This window comes from Streptomyces sp. NPDC056948 (genome assembly GCF_042674225.1).
Lineage (GTDB): Bacteria > Actinomycetota > Actinomycetes > Streptomycetales > Streptomycetaceae > Streptomyces > Streptomyces purpurascens.
Map to the genome: position 1 here is coordinate 32,728 of NZ_JBHUQX010000012.1, position 15,442 is coordinate 48,169.

Genomic DNA, 15,442 nt, shown 5'->3' on the forward strand with positions numbered 1-15,442 from the left:
AGCGGCTTGGCTCACCCTTTGAAAAAAACCGGCTCGTCCGTATCTTAGTCAAACGTCCAAGTCAAACACCGACCGCAGCCAGGCAACCGATCCTGGGGGTTCTCATGCCGCAGACAGGACCTTTAAGCGCACCCACGGACGATCAGACCGGACGCGGGGTCCCTCCGGCAAACAGAACCGTCGCGGCCGTCGAGAACGCGCCACAAGCCGGGCGCGGGCCCCACACCACCGTCACCACCGACCTCGCCCACCGCACCACCGACACCGACGTCTTCCCCACCCGGTGGCGCCGAATCTCCGACGCCCGATTCCGCTTCACCGCGCACTGGCCGGCCACCCACCCCTTCTTCGGCCCCGTGGACGACCGCCACCAGGACCCGATGATCGTGGGCGAAACGTTGCGGCAGGCCTCGATGGTGCTCGCCCACGCCGAGTACGGCGCCCCGGCCGACACCCACTTCGTCATGTGGGACCTGACGGTCTGGGCCGACCCGTCCGCGCTCCCGCTGTCGGACGCCGCCGAACCGGTCGACATCGACGTCGTGTGCTCCGAGATACGCCGCCGCGGTCGCGGCCTGAGCAGCATGCGCACCACGATGGAGTTCCGCCGCGCGGGACGCTTCGTCGCCCGCGGCACCGGCAGCACCGGCTGTACCTCGCCGCTCGCCTACCGCCGTCTGCGCGAACGGCAGTTGGCGGCCCTGGAGACCCCGGTGCCGCTGTTGCCGGGCATCGCGCCCGAACTCGCCGGCCGCTCCCGCGCCGAGGACGTCGTCCTCGCGCCCGCCGACCGCCCCGGTGTCTGGCTGCTGCGCGTGGACACCCGCCACCCGGTCCTCTTCCCCCGCCCCAACGACCATGTGCCGGGCATGGTCCTGTTCGAGGCGGCCCGCCAGGCCGCGACCGCCGCGACCGGCCGGCACCCCTTCCTGCCCCGCGCGATGACGGCCACCTTCGCCCGGTACACCGAGCTGCACAGCCCTTGCCGGCTGGAGACCGAGGTCCTCAGGACGGACCCGGAGGAGGTGACCGTACGGGTGTCGGGGCGGCAGGACGGCGAGTCCGTCTTCACCGCCGCGCTGACCTCCGCGCGGCCCGCCCGGGTACGGTCGCTGTCGTGACGGTCAACCTTCTGATCACGGGCGCGAGCGGCTTCGTCGGCAGCCATGTGGCCGCCGCCGCACACCGGCAACCCGGCGTGCGCGTACGGCGGTTGTCCCGGCGGACCCCGCCCGGCCCCGCATCCGTCCCCGGCGACCTCGGCGACCCGGCCTCCCTGCGCGGCGCCTGCGCGGACACCGACGTCCTGGTGCACTGCGCCACCCGGATCAGCGGCGACGCGGAGACCGTCGAGGCCGTCAACGACCTGGGCACACGCGCCCTGGTCGAGGAGGCCGAGCGCTCCGGGGTGGGCCGGATCGTGTACGTGAGCACGGCCGCCGTGTACGGCCGGGGCCCCTTCCGCGGCGTACGCCCCGGGGAGGTGCCGATCGCACCCGCGTCGGCCACCAGCCGCACCCGGGCCGCCGCCGAACGGCACGTCCTCGACGCGGGCGGCCTGGTGCTGCGGCCCCACCTCGTCTACGGCGAGGGCGACCGCTGGGTCGTCCCCGGACTGGTGTGGCTGCTGGGCGAGCTGTCGGCGACCCTGACCGGCTGCGCGGCGCTCCAGTCGATGATCGACGCCGGCACCCTGGGCCGTGCGGTGGTGGCCGCGGCCCTGTCCCCGGCGCACGGCGGCGGTGTGCACCACGTCAACCACCCCGAGCCGGTCGGGGTTCCGGACCTGCTCGGGGCGGTGAGCGCGCGGTTGCAGGTGCCCGGCGCCGGTGCCTCGGTGGACGTCGCCACCGCCCTGGAACGGGCCGCCGGGACACCGCTCGCCCTCCATCACCTCGGCATGCTCACGGTCGACCACTGGTTCGTGGACGACGGCTTCTGGAAGGACCTCGACTGCTCGCCCGGCGAGGGCTTCGCGGCCGCCTTCACACGGGCGGCACCCTGGTACCGCTCGTTCCTCGGAGACCGGACGGCTTCCTGACCGTCTCCTCCTCTTCAGGACGGGGACCGTGCAGCAGCACGGGCAGTTCCTCGTGCCCCGTCGAGATGATGGAGCGCAGCCGCTTCGGCGGGCGGGACGGGTCGGCCAGGGCCAGTCGCGGGAAACGGTCGAACAGGGACGTCAGGGCCGCCGTCGCCTCGGCCATGGCCAGCGGCCGGCCCAGGCAGTGGTGCACGCCGTGGCCGAAGGACACATGGTCGCGGCTGGTGGCGCGGGTGATGTCGAACCGCTCGGCGTCCGGGCCGTGCCGCTCGGGGTCGCGTCCGGCACCCGCGAAGGAGACCACCAGCGGGTCGCCCTTCGGGATCGTCAGACCCGGCTCGATCTCGAGGTCCTCGACGGCGTAGCGCAGGCCCGACATGGCGCCCGGCGCCTCGAGGCGCAGCGACTCCTCGAGGGCGTCCTCCCAGGTCGCCCGCCCGGAGCGGACCAGTTCGAGCTGGTCGGGGTGGGCGAGCAGGCTGTGCACGGTGTTGTCGATGAGGTTGACGGTCGTCTCGAAACCCGCGGTGAGCAGCAGGATCAGGTTGTCCATCAACTCCTGTTCGCTGAGGCTGCCTTCGTCGCGGGCGGCGATGAGGGCCGTCGTCAGGTCGTCGGCCGGGTGCTCGCGCTTGTCCTGGAGGAACGCGGTGAGCGTGCCGTACAGCTCGACCCCGTTGGCCTGGGCGTCCTCCAGGGAGATCGCCGTGTCGAAGAAGCGGTTGATGATGCGGTGGAGGGCCCCGCGCGGACCGTCCTCACCGGGCGGTACGCCGAAGAGTTCGCACACCACCTCGTGCGGCACCGACGCCGCGAACGCCGCCCGCAGGTCGACGACTTCGCCCTCCGGGATCCGCTCCAGGTCGTCCAGCGCCCGGTCGACGATCTCCTGGACGCGCGGGAGCAGCGCCTCGACGCGCCGCTTGGTGAAGGCGGCCGCCATCGGCTTGCGAAGCCGGCTGTGGTCGGTGCCGTAGGCGGTGACCATGTTGCGCACCGAGACCCAGATCGCGAGCGGCCAGGTGCGGGAGATGTCCCCGTTGATCCAGGCCGGCCAGTGCCGGAAGGCGTCCTTGCTCGTCTCGGGGCCGGCCAGGAGCCGTTTGTTCAGCTCCAGGCCGTTGATCCACCACGCCCGTACGCCGCCGGGGAGTTCCACTTCGACGGCCGGGCCCTGGGCCCGGATCCGGGATATCTCGCCGTAGAGGTCCTGGCCTGACGGGTCGATCGTCAGGAAGGGGCAGGCCTGCTGTGCCATGTCACTTCGCTCCTCGGTCCAGAGGCTGGGGGACCATGGTGCGATCCGGCCACCGAAAAAACTTGCCATCCGGTTTGTTTTGGCCACTGCTTCACAGAGTGTTGGCCAGGGACAGACACGTCTCCGCGTGGTCAATATCCACATGATCCGGGTGGGTCCCCGCCGGATCCAGCGCGCCGGCCAGGTGCGGCGCCGCCACGCACGGCAGGAGCAGCCGCCACAAGTCGGTCAGCGAGGGGCGGGCGAGCCGACCGTGGTCCTCGCGGGCCAGCACCTCGATGCCGGTCGTGGCGGCGAGGACGACGGCGCTGGTGCGGTGCGGCGGCGCACCGGCGGCGAGTTCGCCCTGCCGCTCCGCCTCGGCGAGCAGGTCGTCCACGCACTCCCGCCACTCCCGGCGCAGATCACGCACCCGCCCGGCGACCGCCTCGGCGTTCAGCCGTAACCCCGCCCGCACCACGCTGTCGGCGCACAGCAGCCGGGCGACCTGGTGTGTGACGTCCACCAGGCGTTGCAGGGCGCACCCGTCGCCGTCACGGCATCGGGCCGCGGCCCGGCGCAGGGCACGGGCGGCCGCGTGCTCGACGGCCTCGGCGACAGCGGCCTTGTTCGCGAAGTGGAAGTGCAGCGCTCCGGAGCTGACCCCGGCCCCCGCGCTGATCTCCGCCAGGCTGGCCTGGACGTATCCCCGTGCCTCGAACTGCCCGGCCGCCGACCGGATCAGCGCGAGACGGGTCCGGACGGCCCGGTCCTGTTTGGTCACCGGTGGCTCCCCTGGAGGGCTCTGATGGCGGCGCAATGAAACCAACTCGCTGGTTTTATACAACGCGCGTGCCACACACGGGCCTTGGGGCCGCCCCAAGCCCGCGGATCGGGGCTGCCCTAGGCCCGCAGATACGCCAGCACGGCCAGCACCCGGCGGTGGGTCTCGTCCGCCGGGGGCAGGTCGAGCTTCATGAGGATGCCGGAGATGTGTTTGCCTACGGCCGCTTCGGAGACGACCAGTTCGCGGGCGATCGCGCTGTTGGATCTGCCCTGCGCGATCAGCGCCAGCACCTCCCGCTCGCGCGGGGTGAGCCGCTCCAGCGGGTCGCGGCGGCGGCGCAGCAACTGGCGTACGACCTCGGGGTCGACGACCGTGCCGCCGTCGGCCACCTCGCCGAGCGCCTCGACGAACTCCTCGACCTGGCCGACACGGTCCTTCAGCAGATAGCCGACGCCCGTGCCGTCGCCGGAGTCCAGCAGCTCGGCGGCGTACCGGCGCTGCACGTACTGGCTGAGGACCAGGACGGGCAGCGTGGGCCGCTCCTGGCGCAGCCGCACGGCCGCGTGCAGGCCCTCGTCCTGGAAGCCGGGCGGCATCCGCACGTCCGTCACGACCACGTCGGGCGCGTGCTCCTCGACCGCCGCGATCAGCGTCTCGGCGTCCCCCACGGCGGCGACGACCTCGTGCCCGCAACGGCCGAGCAGCCCGACGAGCCCGTCCCGCAGCAGCACGCTGTCCTCGGCCAGGACCACACGCAGCGGCCGGTCGACTCGCAGGGTCACGGCCGGTCAACTCGCAGGGTCACAAGGGATCTCCACACGCAGCAGGGTCGGCCCGCCGGGCGGGCTGGACAGGGAGAGTCTGCCATCGAGCACCGACACCCGGTCGGCGAGTCCGGTCAGTCCGCTGCCCGCACCGGCCCGCGCACCCCCGCGGCCGTCGTCGCGGACCAGGAGGAACAGCCGGCCGTCGCGGTGCCCGCCGCTCACCTCCGCCCGGCTCGCCCCGCTGTGCCGGCCCACATTGGCGAGGGCCTCGCACACCACGAAGTACGCGGCGGCCTCGACCGCCTGGGAGAGCCGCCCGGGCAGCTCCAGGTCGACGTCCACGGGCACGGCCGAGCGGTCGGCGGCGTCGGCGACGGCGGCCTCGAGGCCGTAGTCGGCGAGGACCTTGGGGTGGATGCCGTGGATGAGCTCGCGCAGTTCCGCGAGGGCCGTGCCCGCCTCCTCGTGGGCCTTGGCGAGCTGGTCGGCCAGCGGGCCGGGCGGCGCGTCGAGACGGGCCAGGCCGAGCGTCATCGTCAGGGCGACGAGCCGCTGCTGTGCCCCGTCGTGCAGGTCGCGCTCGATACGCCGCCGTTCCGCCTCGAAGGCGTCCACCAACCGCACCCGGGACCGGGCCAGTTCGACCACCCGGGCCCCCAGGTCGGCCTCGCGCGGCGCGATCAGCAGCCGCGTCAGACCGGCCCGGGCCCCGGCCACGACACCCAGCAGATAGACGCCCAGGGCGAGGAGGACCAGCCCGAGGAGGGCGAACCCGAAAGCGGCCGGCCATGTGGTGACGAGCCAGATCTTGAGCACCTTCGCCTCACCGAAGGCGGCCAGGAGCACCGGGGTGGCGACCACGGTCAGCGGGCACGACAGGCCGACGGCGAGCGCGAGGGCGTCGACCGGCCACAGCAGCCCCGCGAACAGCAGGGCGTGGCCGAACTCCCGCCAGGTGGCCCGTTCCCGCAGCCGGGTCGTCAGCCAGGCCCGCAGGCCCGGGTCGCCGGGCGGCTGGTGCGGGTCGGGCGCCGGCTCCGGGTCGACCAGCCGCAGCCGCAGCCGCTCCAGCGCCGCCACCGGGATGCCCGCCAGGACCGTGCACAGGAGCAGCGGCAGCCCCACCAGCGCGAGCGCGAGCACCCCGCCCGCCGCCGCCGACAGCACGATCCCCACGAGCACGACGACGCCGGTCACCGCGCCGGTGAGCAGGTAGCCGGCCGAGCGCCAGGGCCACGCCGACAGCGGATAGCCGGGGCGGGACAGGGCCTGCCACACGTTCCGAGGGTGCATGGGGATCACCGTAGAAGCCGGTCGGGTGCCCTGCCATGGGCTCAGGCGGAGGCCCGGGGGTATGCCTGGCCCTACCCCACGTCTAGGCCCCGCCGCACTGCGCCGGACCGCCCCCGCGCGATTTCGTTGGAGCCCGGTCAATCGACGTGAGGTAGGGACATGGACGCCATCCGGCTCGACTCGGTCACCAGGACGTACGGAGCCGTCACCGCACTGGACGGGGTATCGCTCGCGTTCCCCGCCGGCACCTTCACCGCCGTCATGGGCCCCTCCGGCTCCGGCAAGTCCACCCTGCTCCAGTGCGCCGCGGGCCTGGACCGGCCCACCTCCGGCTCGGTCAGCGTCGGCGGCACGGAGCTGACCGGCCTGAGCGAGCGGCGGCTGACCCTGCTGCGCCGCGAGCGTGTCGGGTTCGTCTTCCAGGCGTTCAACCTGCTGCCCTCGCTGACCGCCGAGCAGAACGTGGCCCTGCCCCTGCGCCTGGCCGGCCGCCGCGTCCCGAAGGCCCGGGTGCGTCAGGCGCTCCAGCAGGTCGGCCTCGCCGACCGGGCCCGGCACAGACCGTCCCAGCTCTCCGGCGGCCAGCAGCAACGCGTCGCCCTGGCCCGGGCGTTGATCACCCGCCCCGAGGTGCTGTTCGGCGACGAGCCGACCGGTGCGCTGGACACCCGGACCGGCCGTGAGGTGCTGGAGCTGCTGCGCGGCATGGTCGACCGCGAGGGCCAGACGGTCGTCATGGTCACGCACGACCCGGTCGCCGCCGCGTACGCCGACCGCGTGCTCTTCCTCGTCGACGGGCGCGTCCACGGCGAGTTGACCGGCCCGGACGCCGAGACCGTCGCCGCCCGCATGACCCGCCTGGAGGCCGTGCCGTGCGCGTGACCCGCCTGAAGTCCATCGCCGCGCACACGCCCCGCCCGAAGGCCGCCACCGCCCGCACGCCCCGCCCGGAGGCCGCCACCGCCCGCACGCCCCGCCCATGGGCCGCCACCGCCCGCACGTCCCGCCCGAAGGCAGCCACCCACGCACCCCACCCGAGGGCCGCCGCCCACACACCCCGCCCGGAGGCCCTGCCGTGTTGAGCGTCGTCCTACGCACCCTGCGCACCCGCTGGGTCACCTTCACCGGCAGCTTCGTCGCGCTCTCGCTGGGCGTGGCCCTGCTCACCGTGATGGGCCTGGCCCTGGCCTCGTCGGCCGACGCCCCGGAGCACGGCCCCGAACGGTTCGCCGCCGCCCCGGTCGTCGTCAAGGGCCAGGACACCCTGCGCGTACCGACCCCGAACGGCGACCGCACGTCCCGGGTCGCCCACCCGCGCCCGCTGTCCGCCGCGACGATCGCGGAGGTGCGGAGGCTGGGCCGCGTCGTGGCGGACCGCTCCTTCGCCCTACGTGCCGCGGGCGCCCCCGCCGGCCTGGTCGGCCACCCCTGGTCCACCGCCGCGTTCGCCCCCTACGACCTCGCCGCGGGCCGCGCGCCCCGCTCGGCCGACGAGGTCGCCGTCACCGGCGACTGGGCACGCCCCGGCCGGCAACTCCGCACCGACCGGGGCACCGTACGCGTCGTCGGCACCCTGACCTCCCGCGGCTTCGAGAACGCCTTGTTCTTCACCGACACCCGCGCCGCCGAACTGTCCGCTCCGATCCACCAGTTGGCGGTCACAGCGGATCCGGCAGCCGTACGGAAGGCCGTGGGCGACGGCGCCCAGGTCCTCACCGGGAACGCGCGCCGCCTCGCCGACGCCGATCCCGACCGGGACAGCGAGGCGCTCACCGCGATGAACGCCCTGTTCGGCACCGCCGGCGGCGTCACCGCCTTCGTGTCGGTCTTCGTCGTGGCGTCGACCTTCGCCTTCGCGGTCGCCCAGCGGCGCCGGGAGTTCGCCCTGCTGCGCACCGCCGGAGCGACCCCGGGCCAGATCCGCCGGACCGTCCTCGTCGAGGCCCTCGCCGTCGGCGCCCTCGCCTCGGCCGCCGGCTGCGCCCTCGGCTCCTACGGGGCACCGCTGCTGGCCGACCGGGTGGCCGCCGAGGGCCTCGCCCCGGCCTGGTTCACCATCGGCGACCACACCTGGCCGTACCACGCGGCGTTCTGGACCGGCCTGCTCGTGGCCCTGTGCGGAGCGACCGCGGCTTCCTGGCGGGCCGGCCGCACCGCCCCCACCGAGGCCCTGCGCGAGGCCTCCGCGGACAGCAGGGCACTGACACCCGGCCGCCTGTTGTTCGGCGTGGCCCTCCTCCTGACGGCCGCCGTGACGCTGGCCCTCGCCCTGGCCGGCGCCCCGGGCGAGCTCCTCCAGCGCAAGACGTACATCAGCCGCCCGATGCTGCTGATCACCGCGACCGCCCTGCTGGCACCGCTCGTCCTGCGCCCCCTGACCCGGCTGCTGACCTGGCTGCCTTCCCTTCTGCCCGGTGCCGGCGGCCTCCTCGTCCGCGAGAACACCGCCGCCGGGGTACGCCGCACCGCCGCGCTCGCGGCCCCGGTCCTGGTCACGGTCGCCCTCGCGGGTTCCCTGCTCGGCGCCACCGCGACCCTCAACGGGGCGAAGGCCACCGAGGCGAGTGAGCGCACCACCGCCGCCTTCGTCGTCACCCCGGCGGCCGGGACGGCCTTCGACGCCGCCACCCTGCGCAGACTGCGGACGGTACCGGGAGCCGAGGTGTCACCGACGTCCACCACGGCCGTCCACGTCCTGGAGGACGGCGTGGCCCTCGTCCGCTCCGAGGCCCGCGCCGCGACCCCCGGCCTCCTCGCGGCCACCGCACGCCTTCCGCTCACCGCGGGCAGCACGACCGACCTCGACGACGACTCGATCATCGTCAACGAGGAGTGGCAGCGGCACCGGGTCGGCGAGCGGATCCGGGTGTGGCTCGGCGACGGCACACCGCGGACCCTGCGGATCGCCGCGGTGATGACCACCGGCACCGGCGACAACGGCGTCTACGTCACCCCGCGCAACGCCCCGGGCGCCACAGCCGACCGCGTCGACGTGGCCCTGGCCGACGGCGCGGACCCGGGCGCCGTCGCCACCGCCCTGCACCAGGCGGTCGGCACCGGGAACGGGCAGGTCCTCACCCGGCAGGAATGGCTCACCGCCACCGCCCCCGGCACCAACCGCACCACCCGCCTGGGCCTCCTGCTCATCCTCGGCATCGCCCTCCTCTACACGGGCATCTCCGTGGCCAACACCACGGTCATGGCCACCTCCGACCGGCTCCGCGACCTGGCCGTGCTGCGGCTGACCGGCGCCACCAGATGGCAGGTCCTGCGGCTGACCGGCGCCGAGGCCCTGACGGTCGTGGCGGCCGGCACCCTCCTCGGCCTCCTGGCCGCCGTCGTCAACCTGGCCGGCATGTGGAGCGCCCTCGCGCTGCTGTCGGTCCGGCCCGCCCTCACCCTCCCGTGGCAGGCCCTCGGCACGACAGCGGCCGCCTGCGCGCTCCTGGCCGTCCTCTCCGCGACACTCCCCGCAGCGGTCGCCCTGCGCCGCCGCCCGGTGGAACTGGCAGGCATACGGGAGTAATGCGGTGAGCGCCAGTGGATCTCATCATGAGACCAATAACCACGAGCCCAATAAAGTGGAGACCATGCGACGGACCTCGTTCGACACCTGGCCCTGCTCGATCGCCCGCACCGCCGACATCCTGGGCGACGCCTGGAGCCTGCTGGTGCTGCGCGAGGTCTTCTACGGCGAGTCCCGCTTCGACGGCTTCATCGGCTCGCTCGGCATCGCCCGCAACACCCTCACCGACCGGCTGCGCCGCCTGGAGTCCGAGGGCCTGCTGCGGCGGCGCGCCTACCAGAACGAACCGGTGCGCCACGAGTACCTGCTGACGGACAAGGGCCGCGACTTCTTCGGCGTCCTCGCCGCGATCAACGCCTGGGGCGACCGCTGGCTGGCCGGCGACGAGGGCGCCCCCGTGGTCCTGCACCACACGTCCTGCGACCACGACACCCAGGCCCGGGTCGTCTGCTCCTCCTGCGGCGAGCCCCTGCACCACCAGGACCTCACCGCCCGCACCGGCCCCGGCTACCCGCCCCGCCTCCTGGACGACCCCGCCGTACGGGAGCGTTTCGCCCCCGGACGGACCCTGGGGGACCGCCAGGTCTAGGACTTCGCCCTGACCAACCCGGCGTCGTAGGCCGTGATCACGGCCTGGATCCGGTCGCGGGCCCCGATCTTGGCGAGGACCCGTCCGACGTGCTTCTTCACCGTGGACTCGCTGAGCACGAGCCGTTCGGCGATCTCCGTGTTGGTCCAGCCCTGCCCGATGGCGACCAGTACCTCGCGTTCGCGGTCGCTGAGGGCCCGGAGCCGCGGGTCCGGCACAGGGGCGTCGGCCGGCGCGAGGACCTGGTGGGCGTAGGCGTCCAGCAGACGCCGGGTCAGACGGGGAGCCACGACGGCGTCACCGGTCGCGACCGCGTGGATGCCGGCGACGAGTTCTTCGGGGCGGGCGTCCTTGAGCAGGAAGCCGCTGGCACCGGCCCGCAGGCCCTCGTAGGCGTACTCGTCCAGGTCGAAGGTGGTCACGATGAGGACGCGGGTGCGGCCACCGGACGCGACGATACGGCGGGTGGCCTCGATGCCGTCCATGCCGGGCATGCGGACGTCCATGAGGACGACGTCGGGACGGAGCTCGGCGGCCATGCGGACGGCCTCGGCGCCGTGCTCGGCCTCGCCCACGGGTTCCAGGCCCGGCGTGCCCTGCAGGAGCATGCGGACACCCATGCGCTGCAGGGGCTGGTCGTCGGCGACGAGGACGGTGGTCATGGCAGTCGTTCTCCCGGTGGTACGTCGAGCACGACGTCCACGAGCCAGCCGTGGCCGCTGTCGCGCGGTCCGATGATGACGGTCCCGCCGTACATGGCGGCCCGCTGGCGGATGCCGACCAGGCCGTGGCCGGGGCCGTCGTCCCTCGACGCCGGCTTCGCCGGCGGGGGTGCCCCCGGCGGTGCGCCGGCGTCGGCGACCCGGACCCGTACCTCGCCCGCCTCGACGGCGAGGGTGACCTCGGCGGACGTGCCGGCCCCGGCGTGCTTGAGGGTGTTGGTCAGCGATTCCTGGACGATGCGGTACACGGTGAGCTGCACTCCGCCGCCCAGCCCGTCGAGATCGCCCACGGTCCGGTACGTCACCGGCACCCCGGCCGCGCGGACCCGGGCCAGCAGGGCGTCGAGATCCCGGATGCCGGGCTGCGGGCCGAGCAGCCGCTCGTCCTCCTGGTCCTCGCGCAGGACGCCCAGCATGCGGCGCAGCTCGCTCATGGCCTGGCGGCCGGTGTCACCGAGGATCCGCAGGGCCTCGGCGGACTGCTCGTTCCGGTGGGCGGCGAGGGTGGCCGCGCCGTCGGCCACACTGACCATGACCGAGAGATTGTGGCCGACGATGTCGTGCATCTCGCGGGCGACCCGGGAGCGCTCGGCGGCGGCGGTGAGCCGGACCCGCTGATCCCGCTCGACCTCCAGACGCCGGGCGCGGTCCTCCAGGGCCGCCAGATACATCCGGCGGATCCGCAGGGTCAGGCCGACGGCCATGGCAGCCGTCGCCGTGCCCAGCAGGAAGAACAGGCCGCGCAGCGGATTCCCGATGTCCACCAGGACACAGACCGCCACCGTCGTCTCGACGACCGTCACCGCGGCGGCCCAGCCCAGCGCCCGCAGCGAACCGTGCAGAGCCAGGGAGTACAGGGCGACGAGCGTACTGACACCGGCCTGCTGCCACACCCCGAACGACCACTGCACGAGGGACACGAACGCGATCACGAAGAAGGTGACGGCCGGGGCCCTGCGCCGCCACCACAGCGGCACGATGAGGGCGGCGGTGAACAGGTACAGGACCCCGGACGGCAGCTCACCTCGGTGCACCGTTTCCCCGAAGGGACCGTGGCTGCGGTCGGCGAGCAGGTCGGGCAGGCTGATCAGCACGACGAACAGCACCACCGCGGTGTCGAGCAGCCACGGATGACGGCGGTCCAGCCGCTGCCGGTCCTGCTGACCACGCCACATCCGCCCCAGGACCGGGTGGGCCCAGTCGGCGTCGAACCCGGAGGGCGGGAGCGTCGCCCCCCGGGCGGTGTCCGCGGCGGCTGCCGCGCGTTCCGCGCTCATGGACACCATTGTCCTCGTGCCCTGGTCAGGCGTCGGTCCCGCGGAGCCGGAAGGCGGCCCCTGCGAGGGTGAGCGCCACCCAGCCGGCGAAGACCGCGAGCCCCGCCCCCGGCGAGAGGGCGCCCGAGGACTCGTGCAGGGCGTAGACGGCCGACCCCGCGTTGCTGGGGAAGTAGGGGCTGAGGGTGTCGTACCAGGAGTCGGGCAGCAGCGAGGCCAGACCGGGGAGGATGAGCAGGACGCCGACCAGGGCCGCGATGGCCCCCGCGGAGGAGCGGATCAGCACGCCCAGGGCCACACCGAACACCGCCACCAGGCCGAGATAGACCCCGGCACCGGCCAGGCTGCGCAGCACACCGTCGTCGCTCAGGGAGAGCGCGATCCTCTCGCCGTCCAGGCCCGGCGTGCCGAGCTGGAACGCGGCCAGCGCACCGACGGTGGTGAGGATCAGGGCGATGGGCCCGATCACGGCGGCCTTGGACCACAGCACGGGCAGCCGGCGCGGAACCGCGGCGAGCGTGGAGCGGATCATGCCGGTGCTGTACTCGCCCGCGGACAGCAGCACCCCGAGCACCCCGATGGCCAGGGACGCGAAGGTCACCCCGGTCAGGGCGAGACCGACCGCGTCGCTGTCACCGCCACCGCTTCCGGGGCCGGGCGGCCCGCCGGTCGCGACGGCGTCCGGACTGTAGGTGTAGCTGGCGATCGCCCCGAAGAGGACCAGCAGGAACACGGCGACGCCGAGCGTGATCCAACTGGAGCGCAGCGACCAGAACTTGGCCCACTCCGAGCGCAGCACCCGGACGCCGGTCACCTTGTACTTCGTCGGGCGGGCCGTGGCGGGGGCGGGGGCGAGGCTGGTGACGGACATCAGGCGGCCTTTCGCTCGGAGTCGGAGGTACCGGCCGGAGCGCTCTGGTACTCGACGACATCCCGGGTGAGGTCCATGAACGCCGCCTCCAGCGAGACGGCCTGCGGGGTGAGTTCGTACAGCGTCACCCCGTGCTGCGCGGCGATCGCCCCGATCTCGCGGGCGTCCCGTCCGGCGACCAGCAGTTCCTCGGCGGAGGAGGAGCTGATCGTGACGTCCGGTCCGGCCAGCAGCGAGCGCAGCCGCATGGCCTCGGCGGTGCAGACCTTCACGCCTCCCCCGCCGGCCTCCCGGGTGAAGTCGTCGACGGTCGTGTCGGCGAGCAGCCGTCCCCGCCCGATGATCACCAGATGGTCGGCGATCAGCGCGGTCTCGCTCATCAGGTGCGAGGACAGCATCACGGCCCGGCCCTCGTCGGCCAGGGAGCGCAGCAGATTGCGCACCCACAGCACACCCTCCGGGTCGAGGCCGTTGACCGGTTCGTCGAGCATGACGATCGCCGGGTCGCCCAGCAGGGCGGAGGCGATGCCGAGCCGCTGGCCCATGCCGAGCGAGAAGGCGCCGACGCGCTTGCCGGCCACGCTGGTCAGCCCGGCCAGCTCGATGACCTCGTCCACCCGGCGGCCCGGAATGCCGTGGGTGTGCGCGAGCGCCATCAGGTGGCTGCGCGCGCTGCGCCCGGGGTGGACGGACTTGGCCTCCAGCAGCGTGCCGATCTCCTGCAGGGGCGCGGCGTGCCGGGCGTACGCCTTGCCGCCCACGGTGACCGAGCCCCTGGTCGGGGAGTCCAGGCCGACGATCATGCGCATCGTCGTGGACTTGCCCGCGCCGTTGGGGCCGAGGAACCCGGTCACCTCACCGGGCTCGACGGTGAAGCTCAGGTGGTCGACGACCGTCTTGTCGCCGTAGCGCTTCGTCAGCTCTCGCGCTTCGATCATGGGAGTGGGCCTTTCCTGCCTCGTACTCGGACCGGCCCGCGGACGCGCCGCGATGCCTGTCTTCGAAGCTAGGAGCGAGGCCCGCCCGGACTCTGGGACCGGAGGCGACTCTTGGGCGCCCTAGTGGTACCGCGGTACCAGTCGACCCATCAGGTCCGGCAGCTCACGGCGAGGGCCCGGCCGCCGTGAGATAGCTCACGCGCGAGGCCCGTCGTGGGGCCTGACCAGGCTGTGTGATCCCTCACAGCGATCATGGAAACGAGAAACGGGCCCCTGCCGTGACTTCCGTCACCGGCAGAGACCCGTTTCATCGGTTCTCTCTGTGCGCGAGGGGGGAGTTGAACCCCCACGCCCTTGCGGGCACTGGAACCTGAATCCAGCGCGTCTGCCTATTCCGCCACCCGCGCATTTGGGTGTGTCCTGGGCTCCTGTCCCTTGCGGGCTGGCGCCTTCCGACACCCAGAACATTAGCACGCAGGAGGGGGTGGGTTCACATCCCTTGTCCCCGCAGGCAGACCCGCCTCCGAACCTTCGATGCCCTGGCCACGTATCAACACGCACTGCTTCACGTATCAACCTCGTACCGGTACCCCTTGTCTCCCCAGGAGGCGGTCCGGGTCCACAGCCCGGTGCGGGACACTGGTGTACGGCCGCCTCTACGATCCTTGGCAGGGGTACGCGAAGCGGTGACGCGCAGCAGTACCACCGGAGGAGTTCGAAGACGAGCTCCACAGGGAACTTCGTCATGCGTCGACACCCGTCGGCCTGGCCGACAGGGGGAACCAGCCGATCGACCGGCGCGTGGATACGATCAGTAAGCAGTACCAGGCAAGTGGCCCGCAGGGCAGTACACAGGACGGCAGCCAAGGAGGAGGTGCCCCATGGGAGTCCTGAAGAAGTTCGAGCAGCGTCTCGAAGGTCTGGTCAACGGCACCTTTGCCAAGGTGTTCAAGTCCGAGGTCCAGCCCGTGGAGATCGCGGGAGCGCTCCAGCGCGAGTGCGACAACAACGCCACCATCTGGAACCGCGACCGGACGGTCGTGCCCAACGACTTCATCGTCGAGCTGAGCACGCCGGACTTCGAGCGGCTCAGCCCCTACTCCGGCCAGCTCGGCGACGAGCTCGCCGGCATGGTGCGCGACTACGCCAAGCAGCAGCGCTACACCTTCATGGGCCCGATCAAGGTCCATCTGGAGAAGGCGGACGACCTCGACACCGGCCTGTACCGGGTGCGCAGCCGTACGCTCGCCTCCTCCAGCAGCCAGCAGGACGGCCCGGGAGGCGGCGCCGCCGCGCCCGCCGCCCCGCAGGGCGGACGCGGCGGTGGCGGTGGCTACGGCTACCCGCCGGCCGCCGGTGGGCCCGCGGGCGCACCGCCCATGCCGTCCGCG

At 73.2% G+C, this 15,442-nt stretch carries 15 protein-coding genes and 1 tRNA gene; 7 read left to right on the forward strand and 9 right to left on the reverse strand.

Annotated features, from left to right (window positions below):
• The first annotated feature begins 104 nt into the window (after positions 1-104).
• Both ACFTZL_RS03080 and ACFTZL_RS03085 read left to right on the forward strand, forming a co-directional pair.
• Complete coding sequence (locus ACFTZL_RS03080) at positions 105-1,121, forward strand: ScbA/BarX family gamma-butyrolactone biosynthesis protein (protein WP_382577523.1); 1,017 nt, start codon at positions 105-107, stop codon at positions 1,119-1,121.
• Positions 1,118-2,041, forward strand: a complete 924-nt coding sequence (locus ACFTZL_RS03085; protein ID WP_382577524.1) for an NAD-dependent epimerase/dehydratase family protein — start codon at positions 1,118-1,120, stop codon at positions 2,039-2,041. Before ACFTZL_RS03080 ends, ACFTZL_RS03085 begins: the two co-directional genes overlap by 4 nt.
• Here ACFTZL_RS03085 and ACFTZL_RS03090 read toward each other — a convergent pair.
• The 4 genes from ACFTZL_RS03090 to ACFTZL_RS03105 form a co-directional block, all read right to left on the reverse strand.
• Positions 1,986-3,302 carry a cytochrome P450 gene (locus ACFTZL_RS03090; protein ID WP_382577527.1) on the reverse strand — a complete coding sequence of 439 codons (1,317 nt, stop codon included), beginning with the start codon at positions 3,300-3,302 and terminating at the stop codon, positions 1,986-1,988. The two genes, ACFTZL_RS03085 and ACFTZL_RS03090, sit on opposite strands and share 56 nt — an antisense overlap.
• A 91-nt stretch (positions 3,303-3,393) precedes the next feature.
• Positions 3,394-4,065, reverse strand: coding sequence for a ScbR family autoregulator-binding transcription factor (locus tag ACFTZL_RS03095; RefSeq protein ID WP_382577530.1), 672 nt, complete (start codon positions 4,063-4,065; stop codon positions 3,394-3,396).
• Positions 4,066-4,184: 119 nt separating this feature from the next.
• The gene (locus tag ACFTZL_RS03100; RefSeq protein WP_382577558.1) at positions 4,185-4,844 is read right to left on the reverse strand and encodes a response regulator; all 660 of its coding nucleotides are present in this window, start codon (positions 4,842-4,844) and stop codon (positions 4,185-4,187) included.
• A 12-nt stretch (positions 4,845-4,856) separates the two neighbouring features.
• Positions 4,857-6,128 (reverse strand): sensor histidine kinase, encoded by a 1,272-nt coding sequence (locus tag ACFTZL_RS03105; protein ID WP_382577531.1) that lies wholly within the window; start codon positions 6,126-6,128, stop codon positions 4,857-4,859.
• A 159-nt stretch (positions 6,129-6,287) separates the two neighbouring features.
• On the opposite strand from ACFTZL_RS03105, the gene ACFTZL_RS03110 reads away from it, so the two are divergent.
• The 4 genes from ACFTZL_RS03110 to ACFTZL_RS03125 all read left to right on the forward strand — a co-directional run bounded on the left by ACFTZL_RS03110 (position 6,288) and on the right by ACFTZL_RS03125 (position 10,243).
• Positions 6,288-7,010 (forward strand): ABC transporter ATP-binding protein, encoded by a 723-nt coding sequence (locus tag ACFTZL_RS03110; protein ID WP_382577532.1) that lies wholly within the window; start codon positions 6,288-6,290, stop codon positions 7,008-7,010.
• Complete coding sequence (locus ACFTZL_RS03115) at positions 7,001-7,210, forward strand: hypothetical protein (RefSeq protein WP_382577535.1); 210 nt, start codon at positions 7,001-7,003, stop codon at positions 7,208-7,210. The genes ACFTZL_RS03110 and ACFTZL_RS03115 overlap by 10 nt, the downstream gene beginning before the upstream one ends.
• Positions 7,204-9,654, forward strand: coding sequence for an ABC transporter permease (locus ACFTZL_RS03120; RefSeq protein WP_382577536.1), 2,451 nt, complete (start codon positions 7,204-7,206; stop codon positions 9,652-9,654). Before ACFTZL_RS03115 ends, ACFTZL_RS03120 begins: the two co-directional genes overlap by 7 nt.
• 64 nt (positions 9,655-9,718) lie before the next feature.
• Positions 9,719-10,243 carry a winged helix-turn-helix transcriptional regulator gene (locus ACFTZL_RS03125; protein WP_382577539.1) on the forward strand — a complete coding sequence of 175 codons (525 nt, stop codon included), beginning with the start codon at positions 9,719-9,721 and terminating at the stop codon, positions 10,241-10,243.
• Here the strand turns inward: ACFTZL_RS03125 and ACFTZL_RS03130 are convergent.
• The 5 genes from ACFTZL_RS03130 to ACFTZL_RS03150 all read right to left on the reverse strand — a co-directional run bounded on the left by ACFTZL_RS03130 (position 10,240) and on the right by ACFTZL_RS03150 (position 14,458).
• On the reverse strand, positions 10,240-10,905 hold the full coding sequence (locus ACFTZL_RS03130) for a response regulator (RefSeq protein WP_382577542.1): 666 nt from the start codon (positions 10,903-10,905) through the stop codon (positions 10,240-10,242). The two genes, ACFTZL_RS03125 and ACFTZL_RS03130, sit on opposite strands and share 4 nt — an antisense overlap.
• Positions 10,902-12,242 (reverse strand): sensor histidine kinase, encoded by a 1,341-nt coding sequence (locus tag ACFTZL_RS03135; RefSeq protein ID WP_382577543.1) that lies wholly within the window; start codon positions 12,240-12,242, stop codon positions 10,902-10,904. The genes ACFTZL_RS03130 and ACFTZL_RS03135 overlap by 4 nt, the downstream gene beginning before the upstream one ends.
• 25 nt (positions 12,243-12,267) lie before the next feature.
• Positions 12,268-13,113, reverse strand: coding sequence for an ABC transporter permease (locus ACFTZL_RS03140; RefSeq protein ID WP_382577546.1), 846 nt, complete (start codon positions 13,111-13,113; stop codon positions 12,268-12,270).
• Complete coding sequence (locus ACFTZL_RS03145) at positions 13,113-14,051, reverse strand: ABC transporter ATP-binding protein (protein WP_382577547.1); 939 nt, start codon at positions 14,049-14,051, stop codon at positions 13,113-13,115. The genes ACFTZL_RS03140 and ACFTZL_RS03145 overlap by 1 nt, the downstream gene beginning before the upstream one ends.
• A 323-nt stretch (positions 14,052-14,374) precedes the next feature.
• A tRNA-Leu gene (locus ACFTZL_RS03150) sits at positions 14,375-14,458 on the reverse strand.
• 474 nt (positions 14,459-14,932) lie between these two features.
• Here ACFTZL_RS03150 and ACFTZL_RS03155 point away from each other — a divergent pair.
• Positions 14,933-15,442, forward strand: a 510-nt coding sequence (locus tag ACFTZL_RS03155) for a DUF3662 domain-containing protein (protein ID WP_382577550.1), incomplete at its 3' end; no start/stop codon positions are given.